The organism is Enterobacter cloacae complex sp. I3, from assembly GCF_014896175.1.
Taxonomy (GTDB): Bacteria; Pseudomonadota; Gammaproteobacteria; order Enterobacterales; family Enterobacteriaceae; genus Enterobacter; species Enterobacter bugandensis.
This window is the reverse complement of record NZ_JADBQZ010000007.1, coordinates 13,803-38,515: the sequence shown is the minus strand read 5'-3', so window position 1 is coordinate 38,515 and position 24,713 is coordinate 13,803. Positions and strand designations below refer to the sequence as shown.

Below are 24,713 nucleotides of genomic sequence, written 5' to 3'. Positions count from 1 at the left end.
GGGTATTTCGTTCACTGATTAATTTCACGCTTCAAAATAATTGCTGGTTTAAATACCAGACACATCGGGGTGAAGCAATGCCAGGAGGGGCAAAAGTCTGAAGCAGGTCACAAAAAAGCACCCGAAAAGGTGCTTTTTTACGCGTTATTAACATACTGGCACTACTGTTGCAGCTCTTTTTCCGTGAACAGATCGGCAAACAGCGCGGTGCTCAAGTAACGCTCACCCGAGGAAGGAAGGATAACCACAATATTCTTATTGGTAAAGGCTTCATCTTCCTGAAGTTTGAGCGCTGCCGCAACGGCCGCACCGGAAGAGATACCCGCCAGAATGCCTTCTTCATCCATCAGACGACGCGCGGTAGAGATGGCTTCTTCGTTCGTGATGGCAACGACTTTATCGATCAGCTTCAGATCCAGGTTACCCGGAATGAAGCCCGCGCCGATGCCCTGAATTTTATGCGGGCCAGGCTTAAGCTCTTCACCCGCCAGCGCCTGAGCGATAACCGGGGAGTCGGTAGGTTCAACGGCAACGGTAATCAGCTCTTTTTTACCTTTTGTGCCTTTAATATAGCGAGACACGCCGGTCAGCGTGCCGCCGGTGCCGACGCCGGAGATAAATACGTCAACCTGGCCGTCAGTATCTTCCCAGATTTCCGGGCCGGTGGTCTTCTCGTGAATTTCAGGGTTAGCCGGGTTGCTGAACTGCTGCAGCAGCAGATATTTCGCCGGATCGCTGGCCACGATCTCTTCAGCTTTCTGAATGGCACCTTTCATGCCCTTCGCGCCTTCGGTCAGGACCAGGTTCGCCCCCAGCGCTTTGAGCAGTTTGCGACGTTCGATGCTCATGGTTTCCGGCATGGTCAGGGTCAGCTTGTAGCCGCGTGCGGCAGCAACATAGGCCAGAGCGATACCGGTGTTACCGCTGGTCGGTTCCACCAGCTCAACGCCTGGCTTCAGCACGCCGCGTTTTTCAGCATCCCAAATCATGTTTGCACCGATGCGGCATTTTACGCTGAAGCTCGGGTTGCGTGATTCGACCTTCGCCAGAATGCGTCCATTACCGATACGGTTCAGTCGAACCAGGGGCGTATGACCGATAGTCAGCGAGTTGTCTTCATAAATCTTACTCATGGCCTGTCCTTAACTGTATGAAATTGGGATACCGACCCAGCATACCTGCTAAGCAGGTAGGGGGAAGTAAGGAATTCGCATATCTATATACTGCAAGGAAATAATGGGGATCAGTATGGAATAAGGGGCGGCATAAGCCACCCCTGCTTTACACATTTTTGCATTATTTCCATAACGCGTGCTTAGCACGATAACAGTCCACCCACATCGCCGTCGCGCCGCAAACCGCAACCGGCATGATGAAGAAGTTAAGGAAGGGAATCATGGTGAACAGGCTGGTCAGCGCGCCGAACTGCATATTGGCGACCTTCCGGGTGCGCAGGGCGGTGCGCATCGCTTTAAACGGCACCTTGTGGTTATCGAACGGATAGTCGCAGTACTGGATGGCCAGCATCCAGGCGCTGAACAGAAACCACAGCACCGGCGCAACCGTCTGGCCAATGCCGGGGACAAAGTAGAGGGCAAGCAGTACAACCGCGCGGGGGAGGTACCAGGCAAACTTCTGCCACTCGCGCTTCATAATGCGCGGGATATCTTTCACGATCCCCAGCACGCCCGTGTCCGGTGGCGTCGCGCCGGTAAGCCGCGCCTCCAGCTGTTCCGCCAGCAGGCCGTTAAACGGCGCGGCTATCCAGTTCGCGATCGTTGAGAATAAATAGCCGAATACCAGCAGCACGGAGATGACCGCCACCGGCCAGAGCAGGTAGTTAAGCCACTGCAGCCAGTCCGGCACGTAGCTCATCAGCGACGGGATCCAGCTTTCGAGCTTTGTGAACAGCCACCAGAACGCGCCGCCCATCAGAATAATGTTGATCAGCAGCGGCAGAATGACGAAGCGACGGATACCTGGCAGTGAAACCAGCTTCCAGCCCTGAGAAAAATACCAGACGCCGCTGCGCGGGGGAGAAGACGATGTTGAAACCATAACCAGGCTGTACTCCTTTTTTCACAACCAGTGGAATTGCCCGCCTATATTATCCACTTGCGGACCAATGACCAGTTCGGAAATGTTCGAAAAACCAGCAAAAAGCACGATTTACTTCATCTTTATGCTGCGAATGCTCTGCACACACTTGCACTTGACGTAAACGGCAAATACTCTTAGTGAGTAAATGTTTGCCGTGGTGGCAAGGTGTTAGAACAACAGAGAATATAATGATGCAGGATTTGCGTCTGATATTAATCATTGTTGGCGCGATCGCCATAATCGCTTTACTGGTACATGGTTTCTGGACCAGCCGTAAAGAGCGTTCCTCGATGTTTCGCGATCGCCCACTGAAGCGCATGAAGTCCAGTCGTGATGATGATGACACTGAAGATGACATCACCGGTAGCGACGACGACGGCGTGGGTGAAGTTCGTGTTCATCGGGTCAATACTGCGCCCGGCGCGGCTCATGGGGAGCATGAAGCCCCCCGCGCTCCGCAGCACCAGTATCAACCGCCGTATGCCTCTGCCCAGCCGCGCCAGCCAGCGCCGCAGCCAGTGGAAGAACCTGTACGTCAGCCGCCGCAACCGCCTGTCCAACAGCAGCCCGCTGCGCCACAGCCGGTTCAACAGCAACCTGTGCAGCAGCCCGTGCAACAGCAACCTGCTCAGCAGCCGCAGCAGCCTGTTCATGTACAGCCTGCGCCGCAGCCCGCTCCGGCTCCGCACGTTGAGCCAGAGCCGGTCGCCGAGCCTGAACCGGTTGTTGAAAAGCCGCAGCGTAAGGAAGCGGTGATCATCATGAACGTGGCCGCGCATCACGGCAGCCATCTCAACGGTGACGTGTTGCTCAACAGTATTCAACAGGCAGGCTTCAAGTTTGGCGATATGAATATTTTCCATCGCCACCTGAGCCCTGACGGTAGTGGTCCGGCGCTGTTTAGCCTGGCCAATATGGTCAACCCAGGCACCTTTGACCCGGAAATGACCGGTGATTTCGTGACGCCAGGTGTCACTATCTTTATGCAGGTGCCGTCCTACGGCGACGAGCTGCAAAACTTCAAGCTGATGCTGCAGTCCGCTCAGCACATCGCTGATGAAGTGGGTGGTGTGGTGCTCGACGATCAGCGTCGAATGATGACCCCGCAGAAGCTGCGCGAGTATCAGGACCGCATCCGCGAAGTAAAGGAAGCCAACGCGTAATTGTCGCGTTTACTTCAACTCCTCCTCAACCCCCGCCTGTCGGGGGTTTTTTCTCATTGATGGTGCGATATGGACTCAATCGAACAACAACTCACTGAACTGCGAACCACGCTTCGCCATCATGAATATCTCTATCATGTTATGGACGCACCGGAAGTGCCTGATGCTGAGTATGACCGGCTGATGCGCGAGCTGCGCGAGCTGGAGGCGCAGCACCCGGAACTGATTACGCCAGATTCTCCGACCCAGCGCGTCGGCGCCGAGCCGCTGGGGGCTTTCAGCCAGGTGCGTCACGAAGTGCCGATGCTGTCGCTGGACAACGTCTTTGACGAAGAGAGCTTCCTCGCGTTTAACAAGCGCGTGCAGGACCGTCTGAAAAGCAGCGATTCCCTCACCTGGTGCTGCGAGCTGAAGCTCGACGGCCTGGCGGTCAGCCTTCTCTATGAAAACGGCGTGCTGGTGCGCGCCGCCACGCGTGGCGACGGTACGACGGGTGAAGACATCACCACTAACGTACGAACCATCCGCGCGATCCCGCTGAAGCTGCAGGGTGACAACATTCCCGCGCGTCTGGAAGTGCGCGGCGAGGTGTTCCTGCCGCAGGCGGGATTCGAGAAAATTAACGAAGAGGCGCGTCGCACCGGCGGGAAAGTGTTTGCTAACCCGCGTAACGCGGCGGCAGGCTCTCTGCGCCAGCTTGACCCGCGCATCACCGCGAAGCGACCGCTTACTTTCTTCTGCTACGGCGTCGGTATTCTGGAAGGTGGTGAGTTACCGGACACGCACCTCGGGCGTCTGCTGCAGTTTAAAGCCTGGGGCCTGCCGGTGAGCAACCGCGTTCAGCTCTGCGACTCGCCGGAAGCGGTGCTGGCGTTCTATCACAAAGTGGAAGAGGACCGTCCGACGCTCGGCTTTGATATCGATGGCGTTGTCATCAAGGTCAATTCGCTGGCGCTGCAGGAGCAGCTGGGCTTTGTGGCGCGTGCACCGCGCTGGGCGGTGGCGTTTAAATTCCCTGCCCAGGAGCAGATGACCTTTGTCCGCGACGTGGAGTTTCAGGTGGGCCGTACGGGCGCTATTACCCCGGTCGCTCGACTGGAGCCGGTGCAGGTCGCAGGCGTGCTGGTGAGTAACGCTACGCTGCACAACGCCGATGAAATCGAACGCCTCGGCCTGCGCATCGGTGACAAAGTGGTGATTCGCCGCGCGGGCGATGTTATCCCGCAGGTGGTGAACGTTGTTGAGTCAGAACGTCCTGATGATACGCGCGAGGTCGTTTTCCCGACCCACTGCCCGGTATGCGGCTCTGACGTAGAGCGTGTGGAAGGCGAAGCGGTGGCCCGCTGTACGGGCGGCCTGATCTGCGGCGCGCAGCGTAAAGAGTCGCTTAAGCACTTTGTTTCCCGTCGCGCAATGGACGTTGACGGCATGGGCGACAAGATTATCGATCAGCTGGTTGAGAAAGAGTATGTCCATACGCCAGCGGATCTGTTCAGGCTCACGGCGGGCAAACTGACCGGTCTGGATCGCATGGGGCCGAAGTCAGCCCAGAACGTGGTTAACGCGCTGGAAGCAGCGAAAGAGACGACCTTCGCCCGCTTCCTGTACGCGCTGGGCATTCGTGAAGTCGGCGAAGCGACGGCGGCAGGTTTAGCCGCGTACTTTGGTACGCTGGAGGCGCTGGAAAAGGCAAGCATCGACGAGCTGCAGAAAGTGCCGGACGTCGGCATCGTCGTCGCCACGCACGTCTTTAACTTCTTTGCCGAAGAGAGCAACCGCGAGGTCATCGGCAAGCTGCTGGAAGAGGGCATTAAATGGCCCGCGCCGGTGGTGGTCAACGCCGAAGAAATTGATAGTCCATTTGCCGGTAAAACCGTGGTGCTAACCGGTAGCCTTAGCCAGCTTTCACGCGACGATGCAAAAGCGCGTCTGGTGGCGCTGGGGGCCAAAGTGGCGGGCAGCGTGTCGAAGAAAACCGACCTGGTGATTGCCGGCGAAGCTGCGGGTTCGAAGCTGGCGAAAGCCCAGGAGCTCGGCATTGAGGTTATCGACGAAGCGGAAATGATGCGCCTGTTAGGAGAGTAACGTGGAGAAAGAGCAGCTCGTTGAGATCGCCAATACGGAAATGCCGTTCGGTAAATATAAGGGCCGCAGGCTGATCGATTTGCCGGAGGAGTACCTGCTGTGGTTCGCCCGCAAGGACGAATTCCCCGCCGGGCGCCTGGGCGAGCTGATGGCTGTCACGTTACTGATCAAAACCGAGGGGCTGACCCAGCTGGTGCAGCCCCTGAAGCGTCCTTAAGCCTTCGCGGCGCGGGTCTCTTCCTGCGCCAGCTTTTCCGTCTGGCGCTTGTAGCGACGCGCCAGCACCGCGCAGACCATCAGCTGGATCTGATGGAAAATCATCAGCGGCAGCACCATCATCCCGATCACCGAGGTGGGGAACAGAATGTTCGCCATCGGGATGCCGTTAGCCAGGCTCTTTTTGGAGCCGCAGAAGACGATGGTGATCTCATCGGCTTTGCTGAAGCCGCATTTGCGCGCCACAAAAACGTTCACCGCAATGACAATTGCCAGCAGAACTAGGCTGACCACCACGATAAACAGCAGCGAGCCTGCACCCACCTTATGCCAGATCCCGTTTACGACCGCTTCGCTGAAGGCGGAATAGACCACCAGCAGAATCGAAGACTGGTCGGTTTTGGAGATCCATTTCTTATGCTTCGCCACGAACGCCCCGGTCCACGGACGTGAGAGATGGCCCAGGACAAACGGCAGCAGCAGTTGCAGGCAGATTTTGCCGACTTGCTCAAGGTTACCTTCCGCGCCGTGCATGTTCATCAGCAGGCCCACCAGCAGCGGGGAGACGAAAATCCCCAACAGGCTGGATGCCGATGCGGAGCAGACCGCGGCTGCCACGTTCCCTCCGGCAAGAGAAGTAAAGGCAATGGCAGACTGCACGGTGGCAGGAAGAATACAGAGATACAGGAAACCGGTGTAGAGCGCCGGATCGACGTTAACCGGTGCCCACCAGGCAAACAGCACCCCGAGGATCGGGAACAGAATAAACGTGCTGCACATCACCCAGAGGTGCAGTCGCCAGTGGCTACCGCCAGCGATAATCGCTTCGCGGGAGAGCTTTGCGCCGTGCATAAAGAACAGCAGCGCGATGGCGGCTGTCGTCAGTCCCTCAAAAAAAGGGACGAAACCGCCGCGAGCAGGGAAGAACGAGGCCAGTAAAACGGTAGCCACCAGGGTGAGCGTAAACGGATCAAGAATACGAAATAGTTTCATAATGACTCCTGAAAACAGATGTCGCTATTGTGCTTTTTTCTATTTGAGAAATAAAATTGATTTATTGCATCCATTCATGAATTAAAAAGATGAATTATTCCCTACGCCAGCTTCGCATTTTCGTCACCGTCGCCCATGCCCGCAGCTTTAGCCGGGCAGGTGAAATGATCGGCCTGAGCCAGTCGGCGGTCAGCCACAGCGTGAAGGAGCTGGAAAACCAGACCGGCGTTAGATTGCTTGACCGCACCACTCGCGAAGTGGTCCTGACCGAAGCCGGGCAGCAGCTGGCCCTGCGTCTTGAACGGCTGCTTGATGAGCTGAACAGCACGCTCAGAGACGTGGGGAGGCTGGGGCAGCAGCTGTCGGGCACCGTGCGGGTTGCGGCCAGCCAGACGATATCCGCGCACCTTATCCCGCAATGTATTGCTGAGGGTAACCATCGCTATCCTGATATTGATTTTGTCCTGCATGACAGACCGCAGCAGTGGGTGCTGGAGAGCATCCGCCAGGGGGATGTGGATTTTGGTATTGTGATCGATCCTGGCCAGGTGAGCGATCTGGAATGCGAAAGCGTTCTTTCTGAGCCTTTTTTGCTGCTCTGCCGTGACGACGACCCGCTGGCAGCGTTGCTCGAGGTCAGCTGGCAGTCCCTGCAGGGGGCGAACCTGGTTTTACAGGATTATGCCTCAGGCAGCCGCCCGCTGATTGATTCCGCGCTGGTGAATCAGGGCGTTAAGGCAACGATCGTGCAGGAGATTGGTCATCCGGCCACGCTGTTTCCGATGGTGGAAGCCGGAATTGGCATCAGCGTGTTGCCCGCTCTGGCGCTTCCCCTGCCGCAGGGAAGCCAGCTGGCGGTGAAGCGGCTGACGCCCGTTGTCGAACGAAAGCTGATGCTGGTGCGGCGAAAAAATCGTTCGCTCTCGGGTGCGGCGCAGGCCATCTGGGAAGTGGTGCGTATCCAGGCACAACGATTAACCGAGGCCCGCATACGCGATCCACTGTTTAACGCATCAGACGATTAGATGTAGATATCAATCTGATTAGTGTCTGACGGGCTATTCACGCCTTCTACTTTGCCCAGTTTTTGATCCTGCTTCTTCTGAGCTTCTTCGGCCTGCTGGCGCTGCAGTGCGGCGAGCTGCGCCTGCAGCACTTTGATCTGGGTCTGAATCAGTTCCTGCTGCTTCTTCTTCTCATCTGCACTGCCGGGGCTGTTTGCCAGCTCTTTTAACTGCTGGGTCAGCTTTTTGATCTTGTCGAGAATGCGGGTGATTTGCGCAGAGATATCGTTACTGCTCGAAGAGCCACTCGCGCCGCTGGTTTGAATCTGTTGGGTTGAAGCCTGAATGGTCGTCATACTTTTTCCTCGCGTTATAAAACAGAGGTATCGGCACCGACGGGATTAGCTTGAGGAAAATGCGGCAGGTTCACATTTTTATATCGCAGATAGCAAAAAAGCGCCTTTAGGGCGCTTTTTTACATTGGTGGGTCGTGCAGGATTCGAACCTGCGACCAATTGATTAAAAGTCAACTGCTCTACCAACTGAGCTAACGACCCGAATGGTGGGCGATGACGGGCTCGAACCGCCGACCCCCTCCGTGTAAAGGAGATGCTCTACCAACTGAGCTAATCACCCACTCTGTACTGCCGGAACTGCGTTAAGTGGTGGGTCGTGCAGGATTCGAACCTGCGACCAATTGATTAAAAGTCAACTGCTCTACCAACTGAGCTAACGACCCGAGTGGTGGGCGATGACGGGCTCGAACCGCCGACCCCCTCCGTGTAAAGGAGATGCTCTACCAACTGAGCTAATCACCCCCGCTGTGTGGAGTCGCATTATAGGGAGAGTTGAAAATGAGTCAACGCATTTTCTAAAGTTTTTATTCGTTCGTCGTAAAATTAAACAAAACGATCGCAAAACGGGCGGTGGCGCATGATTTCTAAACAAAAACAGCAAACTCCGCCACGATAAAGGGATCGACATTGAGGAATCCCCCCACAGTGATAGAATATTGCCCATCGTTTTTTCCCCGGGATTTGCCGATTGCCGGCATCTTTATAACGTAAGGCCATTTCATGAAAATCAAAACTCGCTTCGCGCCGAGCCCGACAGGTTATCTGCACGTCGGTGGTGCTCGTACTGCTCTCTATTCCTGGCTTTTTGCACGCCACAACCAAGGTGAGTTCGTGCTGCGTATAGAAGATACGGATCTTGAGCGCTCCACGCCGGAAGCAATTGAAGCCATTATGGATGGTATGAACTGGCTGAACCTGCAGTGGGACGAAGGCCCGTATTTCCAGACCAAACGTTTTGACCGCTATAACGCTGTTATTGATGAGATGCTGGTCGCGGGCACGGCGTATAAGTGCTACTGCTCCAAAGAGCGTCTGGATGCGCTGCGTGAAGAGCAGATGGCGAACGGTGAAAAACCGCGTTATGACGGCCGCTGCCGCCACGACCACAGCGAGCATGCCGCTGATGAGCCATGCGTGGTGCGTTTTGCTAACCCGCAGGATGGCTCGGTGATTTTCGACGACCAGATCCGTGGCCCGATTGAATTCAGCAACCAGGAGCTGGACGATCTGATCATACGCCGTACCGACGGTTCCCCAACCTATAACTTCTGCGTCGTGGTTGATGACTGGGATATGGAAATTACCCACGTTATCCGTGGTGAAGACCATATCAACAATACCCCACGCCAGATCAACATCCTGAAAGCGCTGAATGCACCTGTTCCGGTCTATGCGCACGTCTCCATGATCAACGGCGACGACGGTAAAAAGCTGTCTAAACGTCACGGTGCGGTCAGCGTCATGCAGTATCGCGACGACGGCTATCTGCCGGAAGCGCTGCTGAACTATCTGGTGCGTCTGGGCTGGGCTCACGGCGACCAGGAGATCTTCAGCCGCGAAGAGATGATCGAACTGTTCTCTCTGAGCTCTGTGAGCAAATCTGCCAGCGCATTCAACACCGACAAGCTGCTGTGGCTCAACCATCACTACATCAATACCATGCCGCCGGAATATGTGGCGACTTACCTGCAGTGGCACATTGAGCAGGCAAACATTGATACCCGCACTGGCCCTGAGCTGGCGGACCTGGTAAAACTGCTCGGCGAGCGCTGCAAAACGCTGAAAGAAATTGCCGAAAGCTGCCGCTACTTCTATGAAGAGTTTGATGAGTTCGACGCCGACGCCGCGAAGAAGCACCTGCGCCCGGTTGCGCGTCAGCCGCTGGAAGTGGTGCGCGACAAGCTGGCTGCGCTCACCGAGTGGACCGCTGAGAATGTGCATCACGCCATTCAGGCGACCGCAGACGAACTGGAAGTGGGCATGGGCAAAGTCGGTATGCCGCTGCGCGTTGCGGTGACCGGCGCGGGTCAGTCTCCGGCGCTGGACGTGACTGTCCATGCCATCGGCAAGTCACGCAGCGTGGCGCGCATCAACAAGGCGCTGGATTTTATTGCAGAACGTGAAAATCAGCAGTAACTAAGCCATCCATAAGAAAAACGGCAGGGTATCCTGCCGTTTTTTTTGCCTTTTATTCGGCAATACCCAGACGAGCAAGAAAACCGCGTATGCCTTCGCGCTTCAGTAAGGTATCCAGACGCTGCTGTTCAAGCTCAGTCATACTCTCCAGCGTTTCGATAATGCCCGGACGCAGACGTGAAGGCTGTTCATTGTAGGATGAGGCCACCTCAGCCAGATGATAAACCGCCTGGCGGTTACGGATAGCCGGGAGGCTCATAATATGTTCCTTCACGCGTGCATCAACGTGAATGAGCCGCGCCCGACCGCCTTTTACGCCATTGAGTCCTTCGGTTTTCCACCCCTGCTGCCGTATCCAGCGATTTACCGTTTGTCTGGCAACACCCAAATTCTCCGCCAGCTCTTCCGTGGTCATTTTGCTACGTAGTCTTTTCATATTAATTCTGGTCGCGAATCCCTAAACGTTGCAACAAACCGGTAATCCCTTCCCGCAATAGCAGCGATGTCATCTGCTTCTGCTCTTCCGGCGTCATTTCATTGGCCAGCGTCAGGAGTAGGGTATGAAGTGAACCGTCAGTGCTGATGCCGTCAGGCATAGCGGATGTTTCCGTTGCCCGGCGTGCGCTGCGGATAAAGTCACGCACCTTTTCGTTCACATGCACCAGACGCGCTTTACCCCCCTGGACACCGGGCTTGGGCGACGTTATCCAACCCTCTTTCCGTACCCATTTATTGATGGTCTGTCGGCTATAGCCAGTGAGCAGGGCTAACTCTTCCGGCGTCATTCGTTCCTTGATCATGCAATTTCCTGAATATTCGTGGGGTTAATTAACGGCTCATTTTATAGCACCGTTTTACGTGAAAACGTGACAGGCTTAACTCATGACTGCGAGCAGGCTCGCAAAGTGATTCATTTGCATGATTTTTCGGCGATTGAACCGCGGCTATTGATTTTGCCGTTGACACTCCGCGGTGGAATTCATATTATGCCGCCCGTCAACATGACAGCTTTACGATGGGGCTATAGCTCAGCTGGGAGAGCGCCTGCATGGCATGCAGGAGGTCAGCGGTTCGATCCCGCTTAGCTCCACCAAACTCTGAACCCAACAGAGTGTGGTTAGTAAAGTCACATGTGGGGCTATAGCTCAGCTGGGAGAGCGCTTGCATGGCATGCAAGAGGTCAGCGGTTCGATCCCGCTTAGCTCCACCAAAATTTTAAACCCTCGTCAAAAGACGAGGGTTTTTTTTATGTTTTTGTAACACCCCTAAACGTATTTTGTTGCCAAAATGGTTTTTTTCCATATCTCACCTCAACCGAAATCAATAAATCAGTCTATAAATAGACTTCAACTTGATTCGCGTAATTAATAAACCTATTATCCATGCGGTCAATGATATGAACGGATAATAATCTCCCCAGCTTAATGAATAGAAAATCGTATAATAATGTAAAGATATTTATAATTGCTCTGGCGATCTGTCTGATTGCGGTTCCCGTTTCCCGTTATCTCTCCCCGCGTGCAATTGTTAATGAACACGACGTTTATTTAGCGTGGCTCCCGTTAAGCGTTATGCTGGCGATTATGCTGTTATTGGGGCGCCGCGGTATTCTGCCTATTCTGATAAGTTTTATGGTTGCTAATATATTTAACGTTAATTTAGCACCGCTACAATATTCAGTATTACTGTTCTGTCAGACTTTCTCCGTATTCGCTGCCTGCGGTGTTCTGCGCCTTCTGCTGGGCCGGCGCTGGCGCTACTGTATGCCCAACAGGCACATTGGGTTACGCATATTTTGGCTCGGCTTTATGGTGCCGATAGGCATTAAAATGTCGATGTATCTCGCTGGCTATTTCTTTGATTTTCCGGTCACAATCTCAACTTTCTTCGGCGAAGGAACGGTAATTTATAACGTTGTTGATATTCAAAGCCTGATATGCGCGGCGATGATTTTTACCATGATGTTCTATTATCCGTTAAGAATGATTATTAATCCTCGTTATGCCATCAAGTTCTGGCGGCGAAGTGTGAAGCCCGTGTTTTTACACAAGAAATCATTATATATATTCGTCTGGCTGATGCTGTTAATCGCCATCATCGCAATTTTATGTGCGCCTTTCGAGTCGCCTGTTATTGCGGGCTATTTGATGCCGATTATTTTCATTCTCTTTACGTTAGCGATTAGCCGTCTGAGCTATGCGCTTATCTCTCTGCTGTGGGCCACCTCTGCGCTTCTGCTGTTGACCTACAATTACAACTTTCTAAACGGAGTGGAGTCGGGCCATTCGCTCTCCTTTATCCTGTCGGTACTGATCTCTTTTGCTATCTGCCTGCTTTATATGTCGCGTATCTATCAGCGAAGCGAATGGTTGAAGCAGGGCTGGCAGGACAGAGCGCTCACCGATCCGCTGACAGGATTACCCAACATTCGTGCGCTGGAAGATTTTCTCCTCGACCACCCGGATGCCAAAGTGTGTTGCCTGAGAATGGATAATCTGGAGTTTTTGAGCCGCCATTACGGCATTCTCATGCGGGTGCACTGCAAACGAATGATCACGTCCTCTCTCCAGCCGCTGTTGCAAAAAGATGAGACGCTTTTCCAGCTGCCGGGAAGCGAGCTGGTGCTGGTATTGCTTGGGCAGGGAACGGCCGAGCGCCTCCAGCATATGGTTGATCGGCTGAACAGCCGTAAGATTTTCTGGAACAATACCGGGCTGGATATCGAATTTGGCGCGTCCTGGGGAATGGTCGAAAACGGTGAGAAACTGCACCACACGCTGGGGCAACTGAGCTGGCTGGCCGAGCAATCCTGCGGAGCGCACAACGTTCTTGCGCTGACGAATAGCCTGGAAGCTGCATCAGGACAAACAACGGAGCGTGTCCTGATGCTGGCGCGGATTAAGCACGCCCTGGAGGCGGGGCAGTTCCATTTGTATGCGCAGCCGATCCAGAAGGCGGACGGTAGCGGGTACTACGAAATTCTGGCGCGTATGGAGAGCGAGGGCGAGATCATCACCCCTGACCGCTTTATTCCCCTGATTGCCCAGTTCAACCTCAGCCACCGGTTTGATATGTGCGTCATGGAAAAATTACTGCTGTGGCTGCGCGATCACCCAGCGACGCAGGCTGGCGCCCGTTTCTCTGTCAATCTGATGCCGCTTACGCTGATGCAAAATGAGGTGGCGACTGAGATTTGTGCGCTCTTTGAACGGTACGGCGTTGCGCCTCAGGCTGTCGTGATTGAGATCACCGAAGAGCAGGCCTTCTCCAATTCCGGCTGCAGCATCCACAACATTCAGCAGCTGCGGGACTACGGTTTCAGGATTGCCATCGATGATTTTGGTACCGGCTACGCCAACTACGAGCGTCTGAGACGCCTGCAGGCAGACATCATTAAAATTGACGGCTGTTTCGTGAAAGATATTTGTACTGATGATATGGACGCAATGATCGTCCAGTCGATATGTAATCTGGCGAAGACGAAATCACTGTGCGTGGTGGCAGAATATGTTGAGACGCCAGCGCAGCGGGAGATGCTGCTACGCTTCGGCGTGGACTATCTCCAGGGCTACCTGATAGGCAAACCCAAACCGCTGGAAGAATTGCGGGCATAAAAAAACCGGGAGCAAGTCTCCCGGTTTTTTTTACGGTAAACGTTACAGAACCAGCGCAGCAATAGAAGCTGACAGGACGCTCACCAGGGTGGAGCCGTAAACCAGTTTCAGGCCAAAGCGAGAAACCACGTTACCCTGTTCTTCGTTCAGGCCTTTAATCGCACCGGCGATAATACCGATGGACGAGAAGTTCGCGAAGGAGACCAGGAATACGGACAGAATGCCTTCCGCACGTGGAGAGAGCGTACTGGCGATTTTCTGCAGATCCATCATCGCAACGAATTCGTTAGAAACCAGTTTGGTCGCCATGATACTGCCCACCTGCAGCGCTTCGTGAGCTGGAACACCCATCACCCATGCGACAGGGTAGAAGATGTAGCCCAGGATGCCCTGGAAGGAGATGCCCAGCACAGCGGCGAACAGGGCGTTCAGTGCGGAGATCAGGGCGATAAAGCCGATCAGCATCGCGGCAACGATAATCGCCACTTTGAAACCGGCCAGGATGTACTCACCCAGCATTTCGAAGAAGCTCTGACCTTCGTGCAGGTTAGACATCTGGATGTTCTCTTCGCTGGCGTCAACGCGATACGGGTTGATCAGCGACAGAACGATAAAGGTGCTGAACATATTCAGAACCAGCGCTGCAACCACATATTTTGGCTCCAGCATGGTCATGTACGCGCCCACGATAGACATGGAAACGGTAGACATTGCGGTTGCCGCCATGGTGTACATGCGGTTACGGGACATTTTGCCGAGGATATCTTTATACGCGATGAAGTTCTCAGACTGACCGAGGATCAGGGAACTTACGGCGTTGAAAGATTCCAGCTTACCCATGCCGTTTACTTTGGATAACAGGAAACCAATGCCACGAATAACGAACGGCAGAACTCGGATGTGCTGCAGAATACCGATCAGCGCGGAGATGAAGACGATTGGGCACAGTACCTTCAGGAAGAAGAATGCCAGACCTTCGTCGTTCATTTTACCGAAGACAAAGTTTGTCCCTTCGTTGGCGAATCCGAGCAGTTTTTCGAACATTTCGGAGAAGCCTTTCACGAAGCCGAGGCCTACGTTGGAGTTCAGGAAGAACCACGCAAGTAAAACTTCAATGACCAGCAGCTGGACAACATAACGAATACGAATTTTTTTGCGGTCTGTGCTGACCAGCAATGCGAGTGCAGTAACGACAACAAGTGCCAGGACAAAATGAAGGACGCGGTCCATATTTGCTCCAAATATGAGGCAGGTTTAATTTTCGTGCACATTCTATGTAACAAGCGAAAAGAAAACGAGATCAGGGACACACTATAGTTACATCCTGTGACGAGTCTCAAAATTAGTGATCCACAATACATTTTTGTTATGTTAGGTAAATGAGTGAAAAGTTAAGTTTGTGTGCTACGCTTCACAAATGACCGCGCATTTTCACATTCTGTGATGTCGCACCACCTGCCCATCTATTGTTCTTAGCTATCAGAGAAATCATTTTAAACTCTCTAAATGATCTTGATAATCATTCTCATTTTGATAGCATTAAACATAGCAAAGGCTATATTTCCAGAGGCAGATAATGACAAACAGTCGCGTAGAGGGTAGCAGTGGTAGAGCCGCGCGCAAGTTGCGGTTCGCATTAATGGGACCTGCTTTTATTGCTGCCATCGGCTATATCGATCCGGGTAATTTTGCGACCAATATTCAGGCCGGGGCCAGTTTCGGCTATAAGCTGCTGTGGGTGGTCGTCTGGGCAAACCTGATGGCGATGCTGATTCAGATGCTCTCTGCAAAACTGGGGATTGCCACGGGTAAAAACCTTGCGGAGCAAATTCGCGACCATTATCCCCGTCCGGCGGTGTGGCTCTACTGGGTTCAGGCGGAAATTATCGCCATGGCAACCGATCTCGCTGAATTTATCGGGGCAGCGATTGGCTTTAAGCTGATTCTGGGCGTGTCGCTGTTACAGGGGGCGGTGCTGACCGGGATTGCCACATTCCTGATCCTGATGCTGCAACGTCGGGGTCAAAAACCGCTGGAGAAGGTCATTGGTGGCCTGCTGCTGTTTGTTGCTGCGGCGTACATCGTCGAGCTGATTTTCTCACAGCCGAATCTGGCGCAGCTCGCGAAAGGCATGGTGATCCCAAGCCTGCCAACTTCGGAAGCGGTTTTCCTGGCCGCCGGGGTCCTTGGGGCGACCATTATGCCGCATGTCATTTATTTGCACTCCTCGTTAACCCAGCATCTGCACGGCGGGACGCGTAAAGAACGCTACTCGGCAACCAAATGGGATGTGGCAATCGCCATGACCATCGCGGGTTTTGTGAATCTGGCGATGATGGCCACCGCAGCCGCCGCTTTCCACTTTAACGGTCATACTGGCGTCGCCGATCTCGACCAGGCTTACCTCACGCTCGAGCCGTTACTGAGCCATGCTGCTGCCACGATATTTGGTCTGAGCCTGGTTGCCGCCGGTCTCTCCTCCACGGTGGTGGGGACGCTGGCAGGGCAGGTGGTAATGCAGGGATTTGTTCGCTTCCATATTCCATTGTGGGTGCGTCGTTTTATCACCATGCTTCCGTCGTTTATCGTGATTATGATGGGGCTCGATCCAACGCGAATTCTGGTGATGAGCCAGGTGCTGCTGAGCTTTGGTATTGCGCTGGCGCTGGTGCCGCTGCTGATTTTCACCAGCAATAAAACTCTGATGGGAGAACTGGTTAATACGACGCTGGTGAAACGGGCCGGGTGGGCCATCGTGGTGGTCGTCGTGGCGCTGAACTTGTGGTTGTTGGTGGGAACCGCGCTGGGTCTTTAACAAAAAAGGAGCCGCAGGGGCTCCTTTTGGATTAGTGATGATGGCCGTGACCATGACCTTTGCCGCGACCCCAGCCGCGACGGTCATCACGATCCCGCCAGCCTTCACGGTAACCGCGCTCATAGGCGTTGTCTTTATACCAGCCGCGGTGTCTGCCGTTGTCATGTTTCCACCAGCGATCGCCGCGCCACTCATAGTGACGATGCCAGTAATCACGGTCGCGCCAGTAGCCACCGTCCCAGTATCTGCCGTAGTCGTCACGATCGCCAATTTGTAATTTTACTGATGGCAACAGGGTGATTTCGCCAGCAGTGGCGACCAGCGGGGCTGAAGCCAGTAATACCGCTGCAAGAATCAGTGACCTGAACATACTCTTTCTCCTTCACGATCGGGGCCTTCGTGGGGCCTGTTAACGCAATATTACGAGTTGGTAAAGGCTCGTTTCATCGCCTCAACTCCGAATTCCCGAGGGAGAGCACTTTTTGCTAAAAGTGGTTTTATTTTGAACTGCTCAGGATCTGGTCGATTAGAGAAAGTTCTTCTGCGGTAAACTGGCGGTTTTCCAGCATACCCACGGCATCATCAATCTGAGCCGTTTTGCTGGCTCCGATCAGCACCGACGTGACCTCCTCATGGCGTAATACCCAGGCAAGCGCCATCTGCGAGAGTTTCTGGCCGCGGCTTTCTGCCAGGGCGTTTAGCTGGCGCACTTTCTCAAGCTTCTCTTCGGTGATCTGTTCCGGGTTAAGGAATTGACTGCCGCTTGCCGCACGGGAATCGGCGGGAATACCGTTAAGATACCGGTTGGTCAACTGTCCCCCTGCCAGCGGCGAGAAGGGAATACAGCCGACCCCTTTTTCCTGCAGAACATCCAGCAAACCCTCTTCCGGCGAACGTTCGAACATCGAGTATTTCGGCTGGTGGATCAGGCAGGGCGTGCCCAGGTCATTCAGGATATCAATCGCTTTTCGCGCCAGCTCGGCAGGATAGTTGGATAACCCGACATACAGGGCTTTGCCCTGGCGCACCAGATGGTCAAGCGCTTTCATGGTTTCCTGCAGCGGCGTTTCCGGGTCAGGACGGTGATGATAGAAGATATCGACATATTCCAGCCCCATGCGCTTCAGGCTTTGATCGAGGCTTGCCAGCAGATATTTACGCGATCCCCAGTCGCCGTAAGGGCCGTCCCACATGGTATATCCCGCTTTCGTGGAGACGATCAGCTCGTCGCGCCAGGGCAGGAAATCCTCCTGCAAAATACGGCCGAAATTACGCTCGGCAGACCCCGGCGGGGGACCATAGTTATTGGCAAGGTCGAAATGCGTAATACCCAGATCGAACGCGCGCTGTAAAAGTTGACGGCTATTTTCGATGAGCGTGGCGTCACCAAAGTTATGCCACAGCCCCAGCGAGACCGCGGGCAACCTGAGTCCGCTTCGCCCACAGCGGCGATACTCCATTGTCTGATAACGATTTTTGTCCGGCTGATAACCCATTCGTATGACCTCTCGTGCTGAAGAGAAAAATCAGTGTATACGTTTACATTAACGTGAAAAAAAGCAGCATAGCTCAGCATTTTTTGTAAAGCATTCTTTCCATAGCCTTCTTATCGCCAATTCTGGACAGCCATCACGCTTATTTAATACTCAAAGTGAGGTCAACATCAGAAGGATACCTGTTTATGCGTACCCCGTACTGCGTCGCCGATTACCTGCTGGACCGTCTTACAGATTGTGGAGCCGATCATCTGTTTGGCGTGCCGGGCGACTATAACCTGCAGTTTCTCGACCACGTAATAGACAGCCCGGACATCTGCTGGGTGGGCTGTGCCAACGAGTTAAACGCCTCTTATGCCGCTGACGGATATGCCCGCTGTAAGGGCTTCGCCGCGCTGCTGACGACGTTTGGCGTCGGCGAATTAAGTGCCATGAACGGCATTGCGGGCAGCTATGCCGAGCACGTTCCGGTGCTGCATATTGTTGGCGCGCCGGGGATGGCGTCTCAGCAAAGAGGGGAACTGCTGCACCATACGCTGGGCGATGGTGAGTTCCGTCATTTTTACCATATGAGCGAGCCGATCACCGTTGCACAGGCGATCCTGACCGAACAAAACGCCTGTTATGAAATCGACCGGGTACTGACGACGATGCTCCGGGAACGTCGCCCCGGCTATTTGATGTTACCTGCCGATGTGGCAAAAAAAGCCGCTACGCCGCCTGTAAACGCTCTCACGCTTCGGCATGCGCATGCCGATAGCGCCTGCCTGAAAGCGTTCCGGGATGCTGCGGAGCGTCAACTGGCAGCGAGTAAGCGTACCGCGCTGTTAGCGGATTTTCTTGTCCTGCGCCATGGGCTGAAGCACGCGCTGCAGAAGTGGGTGAAGGATGTGCCGATGGCGCATGCCACGATGCTGATGGGCAAAGGCATATTCGACGAACGTAACGCCGGTTTTTACGGTACATACAGCGGTTCAGCCAGTGCCGGTCCGGTAAAAGAGGCGATAGAGGGGGCGGATACGGTGCTGTGCATCGGCACGCGTTTTACCGATACTCTGACGGCCGGGTTTACCCATCAGTTAACGCCTGCACAGACGATAGAAGTCCAGCCTCATGCCGCCCGCGTCGGCGATATCTGGTTTACCGGCATCCCGATGGCCCAGGCCATTGAAGCGCTGCTGGAGCTGTGCAAACAGCATATTCACGATAAGCCTGTTTCGGCATCGCACAGCGCGATGAATTTCCCTCAGCCGGACGGCTCACTTACGCAGGAGAATTTCTGGCAAACGCTGCAAACGTTTATTCGCCCGGGATACATCATCCTGGCCGATCAGGGCACCTCGGCCTTCGGCGCGATTGACCTGCGTTTGCCTGCCGACGTGAATTTTATCGTCCAGCCGCTGTGGGGCTCGATCGGCTACACCCTGGCCGCGGCGTTCGGTGCGCAAACGGCATGCCCGAACCGGCGGGTGATTGTGCTGACGGGGGATGGCGCGGCACAGCTGACCATTCAGGAGCTCGGGTCAATGTTGCGTGATAAACAACATCCCATCATTCTGGTGCTCAACAACGAAGGATACACGGTTGAAAGGGCAATTCACGGGCCGGAACAGCGTTACAATGACATTGCGCTATGGAACTGGACGCAAATCCCGCAGGCCCTGAGCCTCGATCCTCAGGCCCAGTGCTGGCAAGTCAGTGAAGCGGAGCAGCTGGCGGACGTGCTGGAAAAAGTGGCGCACCACGAGCGGCTCTCGCTAATTGAGGTGATGCTGCCAAAAGCGGATATCCCGCCGCTGCTGGGAGCAATTACCAAAGCGCTGGAAGCGCGCAATAGCGCCTGATTATTTGTCGTTTCGCCAGGCCATCATCATCGGTTTGCCCGCCAGCAGGAGCCAGGCGGGCAACATCACGATGCAGAGCAGCGGGAACAGCGTCGAATCCGGCACCACCACCGCCGCCATAAACAGGCTCAGCCATGCATCGCGCGTCACCACCAGTACCAGCCCCAGAATAGAGCAGGAAACGGTAATCGCCGCCGGAACCGCGTCGACATGCTCGTGCAGCATCAGCCCCAGCGCCACGCCGACAAACACCGCCGGGAAGATACGCCCGCCGCGGAAACCGCACGCTGCAGCAACGACAAGCGCCGCCAGCTTGATGACGGCAAACAACAGGTAATCGGACACGCTAAACACCTGGCTGAAGGCCAGCTGCTGCATCTCGTCCAGACCTTTGAACAGGGTCACCGTTCCGCCAATTGCCCCTAAAACACCGAGGATTAACCCCCCTGTTCCCAGAATCAATACCGGATGTTTGAGTTTATGCACCAGCCGGTGCAGGCGCGGAAGACACCATACCGCCACCATGCCCAGCGCGATGGCGATCGCGACGACGATGGCGCCGCTGAATATATCTGCAATCCGCATCTCTCCGTAGTGCGGCAGAGAGAGGGAAAAATGGGGATGGAAAAACAGGCTTGTCGTCAGCGCGCCGGCAGCCGCGGCCATCAGCGGAGCGAACAGCTTATCCCAGAGCGGGACGTCGTTATCACTGGCCAACGTCTGAGAAAAGATCAGGGCAGCAGCGACAGGCGTGCCAAAAAGCGCCCCGATGGTGCCTGCGGAGGCGAGGATGGTCCAGTCCAGCGCGCCGACGCGAGGCAGAATGCGTGAACCAAGAAAAACCGCCAGGCCAATGTTCACGGCCATAATCGGATGCTCAGGTCCCAGACTAACGCCTCCAGCCAGACCGATAATCAGCGCAATGATGAGCCCTGGCAACGCCGAGGGGGCTACCGGGGCACCAATCAGCGGTTCCTGTGCCGGATCGGGGCCGGCATGGCCGGGACTAAAACGGATCACCAGGCCCACTGCAATACCGGTTAACGTCAGCATCCCAACGATCCAGGCAGGAGAATCAGCGGTGACGCCCAGTCCAGCCGGAAGCGCGTTCCATAATAGTGTTTGCAGCACCGACGCGATTTTCATCACGACGATAAGGACCAGGCTTGAGGCCACGCCAATGATCAGCGCCGGAATTGCCAGCAACAGCATGGTTCTGGCTCGCGGGTGGAGCATGATGATTTCCTTGTACAAAATGCAATGACGTTACTTTGCATATTAAGCCTTATGGCAATAGTGCAAAAGGTGCTGAAACGGTAAAGTTATTCTGTGACGAAGATCGATAATCCACGGGCATTCACCTTCCGGTCGTTGTTGTTATCACGCCTTGAATTTACAGTGTCCGAAAGATTTATTCTGACTTTAGCGGAGCAGTAGAAGAATGACAAAGTATGCTTTGGTAGGCGATGTGGGCGGCACGAACGCGCGTCTCGCATTATGCGATGTAAGTAGCGGTGAAATTTCCCGGGCGAAGACCTACTCAGGGCTGGATTACCCAAGCCTTGAGGCCGTTGTTCGCGTCTATCTGGAAGAGCATCAGGTGAGCGTCGAAGACGGCTGCATCGCCATTGCCTGCCCGATAACCGGCGACTGGGTCGCAATGACCAACCATACCTGGGCATTCTCCATCGCAGAGATGAAAAAGAATCTCGGTTTTGCGCATCTGGAAATCATCAATGACTTCACCGCGGTGTCCATGGCGATCCCGATGCTGAAGCCGGAGCACCTGATTCAGTTTGGCGGCGCTGAACCGGTCGAGGGCAAGCCGATTGCGGTTTACGGGGCCGGTACCGGCCTGGGCGTGTCTCACCTGGTGCATGTTGCTCAGCGCTGGGTGAGCCTGCCGGGTGAAGGCGGCCATGTGGACTTTGCGCCAAATAGCGAAGAAGAGGGCATTATCCTCGAAGAGTTGCGCGCGGAGATAGGCCACGTTTCCGCCGAGCGCGTCCTGTCAGGGCCGGGGCTGGTGAACCTGTATCGGGCGATTGTGAAGTCAGACGGTCGTCTGCCGGAAAACCTGCAACCGAAAGACGTCACTGAACGCGCGCTGGCGGACAGCTGCATCGACTGCCGTCGCGCTCTTTCGCTGTTCTGCGTCATTATGGGACGGTTCGGCGGCAACCTGGCGCTGACGCTGGGCACCTTTGGCGGGGTCTATATTGCGGGCGGGATCGTGCCGCGCTTCCTCGACTTTTTTAAAGCCTCCGGTTTCCGCGGCGGGTTTGAAGATAAAGGGCGTTTCAGAAGCTACGTACAGGACATTCCCGTTTATCTCATCGTGCATGATAACCCAGGCCTGCTGGGTTCGGGTGCCCATCTGCGTCAGGTTCTCGGTCAAATTCTCTGATGTATCATTACCCTCTCCCGCGGGAGAGGGCTCTTTCGTTACAGGTGCATCAGCTGGCGGAATTCTTTCACTTTGCTGCGGCTCACCGGCACCTGAAAATCCAAATCCTTAAGGCGCAAAATATAGGTGTTGTTAAACCACGGTTCGATCTCGCGGATCTTGTTTAAATTGACGCAAAACGAACGGTGGCAGCGGAAAAAGTGGGCTGCCGGAAGCTTGCTGCAGAATTCGGTAATGTTCATCGCCATGACATACGATTCCCGCCGCGTATAGACAAACGTCATCTTTTCGTGCGCTTCGGCATAGTAGATATCGTTGACCGGGGTCACGATGATGCGCTCATCTTTGACAAGATTAATGGTGTCGTTTTCCCGTATCGTCGGGCTGGCGGTAGCCGGAGCGCTCTGTTGCTGCCATGCGGCCTCCAGCTTTTGCAGCATGCTGACAATTCGCGACTCCTGGTAAGGCTTCAGAATATAGTCAAATGCCTCCAGCTCGAAGGCTTCTACGGCATGCTCTTTCCATGCGGTAACGAACACAATAAACGGCTTATGGGCAAACTGATTGATATTTTGCGCCAGCAGCACGCCGTCCAGCGAGGGAATATTGATATCCAGAAAAATCGCGTCAACCCGGTTATGCTGCAGAAACTTCAGCACGTCCAGACCATCATCAAACGTACCCACAATCTCCATCTGGCTGTGGGTTTTGATAAGCCAGGTTAGTTCCTGTTGAGCCAGGAATTCATCTTCAACGATGATGACTTTCATATTACTCACCCTGAGGTAATAAAGATGTCGCCGCATGAACAAGGGAGCGCTCATTCGGGACGTAAAAAGCGATTTCAGTGCCTGGTTCAAGACGATGAATATGCAGCCCGTCGCCGTAGAGAAGCTTGACTCTGTGGTGCACGTTCAGCAGCCCGATTTTATTCCCGGGCATCTCGTTAGACTCCACGCGCTCAATGACTTTTGGGTCAATCCCGTGGCCGGTATCGCGTACCGCAATTCGTACCCGGTTGCCGCTTTCGGTGATGCTGATGGTGACCACCCCTTTGCCTTTACAGGGCTGAATACCGTGAACAATCGCGTTTTCAACCAGCGGCTGGATCAGCAGGCTCGGGATCACGCAGTTGACCTCTTCATCAATATCGTAAATCACCGTGAGCTTGTCGCCAAAGCGCGCCTGCTCAATCGCGATATAGTCTTTGATCTGATAAAGCTCTTTTTTAATATCGATCTGCTCGTCATCTTTCAGTTCGATGTTGTAGCGCAGATAGCGCGACAGGTTAAAAATCAACTGGCGCGCGGTGTCCGGATTCAAACGAATGGAAGAGGAGATAGCGTTCAGCGCGTTAAACAGGAAATGGGGATTAATTTTGCTCTGCAGCGCGCGCAGCTCTGCCTTATTTGCCATCTCACGCAGCTGTTCTGCCCGGGAGACCTCAAGCTGAGTAGAGATAATCTGCGACAGGCCAATGGCCATCTCCTGCAGCGTGGAGGTGATCTGATGCGCGTGGCAGTAATAAATTTTCAGCGTGCCCGTTACAACGCCTTTTTCCCATAGCGGGATCACCAGCATCGAGTGAATTTCCGGCGTTCGGTGAGCTTCATCATTGTTTTTAATGATGATTTTTCCGTAGTTAATCGCCTGTCTGGTGGTCGGACTAATGGTGTCATCACTGTCGCGATAGTTGTGTTCTCCAACGCCTACGTAGGCCAGCACGTGGTCGATATTTGTGATGGCGACGGCGTCAGCGTGAATGTCGTGGCGGATAATCTCGCAGACCTGGCGCAGCGACTCCGCGTTAACGTGGCGAAAGAGCGGCAGCGTTTTGTTGGCAATATCCAGCGCCAGCTTGGCCTGACGGGCGGCGCTGGCCTCTTTTTCCCCTTCAACGCTCTGTACCAGCAGCACGATAAAACCGATGCAGACGCTGCCCAGGATCATGGGAATACCGATTTTCGAGACGATATCCAGCCCCAGCGCGGTGGTGGGGGCCCAGACGACGACCAGGATCATGGTCAGCGTTTCGCACACCATGCCCGCAGCAATCCCGGCGCGCCAGCGCTGTTTTTTGGGGATCTTGCGGCCGATCCAGCCGGAAAGCACCCCGGCGATAATGCTGGTGATAAAGCATGGCACTGCCGTTACGCCACCGATATCAATCAGGTAGCGATGGGTCCCGGCAATCACGCCGGTGATGACACCCACCCACGGGCCAAACAAAATTCCGCCGGACATGACGGCGATAATGCGCACGTTAACCAGCGAACCCTCTACCGGCACCCCGGACCAGGTGCTGAACAGTGCGAACAGGGAAAAGATGGCGGTAACCGCCAGCAGCTCTTTCGGAGAGTGTGCGGATTTATGCAAAAGCTCGCGAAACAGGCGAATGCGAATCAGGAAGAACAGGCAAATCAGCATTAATGCCGCACGGTCAAAAACCGCCAGCAGCATAGTGAATATCTCGTGCACGGAGCA

General features: G+C 54.5%; 21 protein-coding genes and 6 tRNA genes. 11 read left to right on the top strand and 16 right to left on the bottom strand.

Annotated features, from left to right (window positions below):
- Positions 1–161: 161 nt before the first annotated feature.
- Entirely contained in the window at positions 162–1,133 is a 972-nt protein-coding gene (gene cysK / locus IM271_RS06795; protein WP_028013996.1) for a cysteine synthase A, read from the bottom strand.
- Positions 1,134–1,296: 163 nt separating this feature from the next.
- Positions 1,297–2,058: a sulfate transporter CysZ gene (gene cysZ / locus IM271_RS06790; protein ID WP_193052368.1), complete on the bottom strand. Its 762-nt coding sequence runs from the start codon at positions 2,056–2,058 to the stop codon at positions 1,297–1,299.
- Positions 2,059–2,288: 230 nt separating this feature from the next.
- Between cysZ and zipA the strand changes: the two genes are divergently transcribed.
- The 3 genes from zipA (at position 2,289) to IM271_RS06775 (ending at position 5,565) form a co-directional block, all read left to right on the top strand.
- Complete coding sequence (zipA, locus tag IM271_RS06785; protein WP_048999323.1) at positions 2,289–3,263, top strand: cell division protein ZipA; 975 nt, start codon at positions 2,289–2,291, stop codon at positions 3,261–3,263.
- 69 nt (positions 3,264–3,332) lie between these two features.
- Positions 3,333–5,348, top strand: a complete 2,016-nt coding sequence (gene ligA / locus IM271_RS06780; protein WP_028013993.1) for an NAD-dependent DNA ligase LigA — start codon at positions 3,333–3,335, stop codon at positions 5,346–5,348.
- Between the two features lies 1 nt (position 5,349).
- Positions 5,350–5,565, top strand: coding sequence for a DUF3820 family protein (locus IM271_RS06775; protein ID WP_048959525.1), 216 nt, complete (start codon positions 5,350–5,352; stop codon positions 5,563–5,565).
- Here the strand turns inward: IM271_RS06775 and IM271_RS06770 are convergent.
- The gene (locus tag IM271_RS06770; protein WP_041908807.1) at positions 5,562–6,557 is read right to left on the bottom strand and encodes a bile acid:sodium symporter family protein; all 996 of its coding nucleotides are present in this window, start codon (positions 6,555–6,557) and stop codon (positions 5,562–5,564) included. The genes IM271_RS06775 and IM271_RS06770 overlap by 4 nt on opposite strands.
- Before the next feature lie 89 nt (positions 6,558–6,646).
- Here IM271_RS06770 and IM271_RS06765 point away from each other — a divergent pair, with 89 nt between their 5' ends.
- Positions 6,647–7,582, top strand: coding sequence for a LysR family transcriptional regulator (locus IM271_RS06765; RefSeq protein ID WP_041908810.1), 936 nt, complete (start codon positions 6,647–6,649; stop codon positions 7,580–7,582).
- Here IM271_RS06765 and IM271_RS06760 read toward each other — a convergent pair.
- The 5 genes from IM271_RS06760 to IM271_RS06740 form a co-directional block, all read right to left on the bottom strand.
- Positions 7,579–7,917 (bottom strand): FlxA-like family protein, encoded by a 339-nt coding sequence (locus IM271_RS06760; protein ID WP_045631028.1) that lies wholly within the window; start codon positions 7,915–7,917, stop codon positions 7,579–7,581. The genes IM271_RS06765 and IM271_RS06760 overlap by 4 nt on opposite strands.
- 125 nt (positions 7,918–8,042) lie before the next feature.
- Positions 8,043–8,118 (bottom strand) — tRNA-Lys (locus IM271_RS06755).
- Between the two features lie 3 nt (positions 8,119–8,121).
- Positions 8,122–8,197, bottom strand: a tRNA-Val gene (locus IM271_RS06750).
- Positions 8,198–8,224: 27 nt separating this feature from the next.
- A tRNA-Lys gene (locus IM271_RS06745) sits at positions 8,225–8,300 on the bottom strand.
- 3 nt (positions 8,301–8,303) lie between these two features.
- A tRNA-Val gene (locus IM271_RS06740) sits at positions 8,304–8,379 on the bottom strand.
- A 258-nt stretch (positions 8,380–8,637) separates the two neighbouring features.
- On the opposite strand from IM271_RS06740, the gene gltX reads away from it, so the two are divergent.
- A complete protein-coding gene (gene gltX / locus IM271_RS06735) occupies positions 8,638–10,053 on the top strand; it encodes a glutamate--tRNA ligase (protein WP_045631029.1) in 1,416 nt (471 codons plus the stop codon).
- Positions 10,054–10,105: 52 nt separating this feature from the next.
- On the opposite strand, the gene IM271_RS06730 is transcribed toward gltX, so the two are convergent.
- Positions 10,106–10,489 carry a YfeC-like transcriptional regulator gene (locus IM271_RS06730; protein ID WP_032644902.1) on the bottom strand — a complete coding sequence of 128 codons (384 nt, stop codon included), beginning with the start codon at positions 10,487–10,489 and terminating at the stop codon, positions 10,106–10,108.
- A gap of 1 nt (position 10,490) precedes the next feature.
- On the bottom strand, positions 10,491–10,853 hold the full coding sequence (locus IM271_RS06725; RefSeq protein WP_028013988.1) for a YfeC-like transcriptional regulator: 363 nt from the start codon (positions 10,851–10,853) through the stop codon (positions 10,491–10,493).
- A 217-nt stretch (positions 10,854–11,070) separates the two neighbouring features.
- On the opposite strand from IM271_RS06725, the gene IM271_RS06720 reads away from it, so the two are divergent.
- From IM271_RS06720 to IM271_RS06710, 3 genes are all read left to right on the top strand, one after another.
- Positions 11,071–11,146 (top strand) — tRNA-Ala (locus tag IM271_RS06720).
- Between the two features lie 41 nt (positions 11,147–11,187).
- Positions 11,188–11,263 (top strand) — tRNA-Ala (locus IM271_RS06715).
- Positions 11,264–11,477: 214 nt separating this feature from the next.
- The gene (locus IM271_RS06710; protein ID WP_045631031.1) at positions 11,478–13,667 is read left to right on the top strand and encodes an EAL domain-containing protein; all 2,190 of its coding nucleotides are present in this window, start codon (positions 11,478–11,480) and stop codon (positions 13,665–13,667) included.
- A 42-nt stretch (positions 13,668–13,709) separates the two neighbouring features.
- Here the strand turns inward: IM271_RS06710 and IM271_RS06705 are convergent, their stop codons facing one another.
- The gene (locus IM271_RS06705) at positions 13,710–14,897 is read right to left on the bottom strand and encodes a NupC/NupG family nucleoside CNT transporter (RefSeq protein ID WP_008501591.1); all 1,188 of its coding nucleotides are present in this window, start codon (positions 14,895–14,897) and stop codon (positions 13,710–13,712) included.
- Between the two features lie 346 nt (positions 14,898–15,243).
- Here IM271_RS06705 and IM271_RS06700 point away from each other — a divergent pair, with 346 nt between their 5' ends.
- Positions 15,244–16,482, top strand: coding sequence for an Nramp family divalent metal transporter (locus IM271_RS06700; RefSeq protein ID WP_045631032.1), 1,239 nt, complete (start codon positions 15,244–15,246; stop codon positions 16,480–16,482).
- A gap of 31 nt (positions 16,483–16,513) precedes the next feature.
- Here IM271_RS06700 and IM271_RS06695 read toward each other — a convergent pair whose 3' ends face one another.
- Positions 16,514–16,852 (bottom strand): DUF2502 domain-containing protein, encoded by a 339-nt coding sequence (locus IM271_RS06695; protein WP_041908820.1) that lies wholly within the window; start codon positions 16,850–16,852, stop codon positions 16,514–16,516.
- Between the two features lie 127 nt (positions 16,853–16,979).
- Complete coding sequence (gene mgrA / locus IM271_RS06690; RefSeq protein ID WP_126345384.1) at positions 16,980–17,978, bottom strand: L-glyceraldehyde 3-phosphate reductase; 999 nt, start codon at positions 17,976–17,978, stop codon at positions 16,980–16,982.
- A 185-nt stretch (positions 17,979–18,163) separates the two neighbouring features.
- On the opposite strand from mgrA, the gene ipdC reads away from it, so the two are divergent.
- Positions 18,164–19,822 (top strand): indolepyruvate decarboxylase, encoded by a 1,659-nt coding sequence (gene ipdC, locus IM271_RS06685; RefSeq protein WP_193052367.1) that lies wholly within the window; start codon positions 18,164–18,166, stop codon positions 19,820–19,822.
- On the opposite strand, the gene IM271_RS06680 is transcribed toward ipdC, so the two are convergent.
- On the bottom strand, positions 19,823–21,058 hold the full coding sequence (locus IM271_RS06680; protein WP_028013982.1) for an ion channel protein: 1,236 nt from the start codon (positions 21,056–21,058) through the stop codon (positions 19,823–19,825).
- A 205-nt stretch (positions 21,059–21,263) separates the two neighbouring features.
- Here IM271_RS06680 and glk point away from each other — a divergent pair, with 205 nt between their 5' ends.
- A complete protein-coding gene (gene glk / locus IM271_RS06675; RefSeq protein ID WP_028013981.1) occupies positions 21,264–22,229 on the top strand; it encodes a glucokinase in 966 nt (321 codons plus the stop codon).
- A gap of 38 nt (positions 22,230–22,267) precedes the next feature.
- On the opposite strand, the gene IM271_RS06670 is transcribed toward glk, so the two are convergent.
- Positions 22,268–22,999: a LytTR family DNA-binding domain-containing protein gene (locus IM271_RS06670; protein WP_028013980.1), complete on the bottom strand. Its 732-nt coding sequence runs from the start codon at positions 22,997–22,999 to the stop codon at positions 22,268–22,270.
- A 1-nt stretch (position 23,000) separates the two neighbouring features.
- Positions 23,001–24,707 carry a sensor histidine kinase gene (locus IM271_RS06665; RefSeq protein WP_193052366.1) on the bottom strand — a complete coding sequence of 569 codons (1,707 nt, stop codon included), beginning with the start codon at positions 24,705–24,707 and terminating at the stop codon, positions 23,001–23,003.
- Positions 24,708–24,713 lie beyond the last annotated feature (6 nt).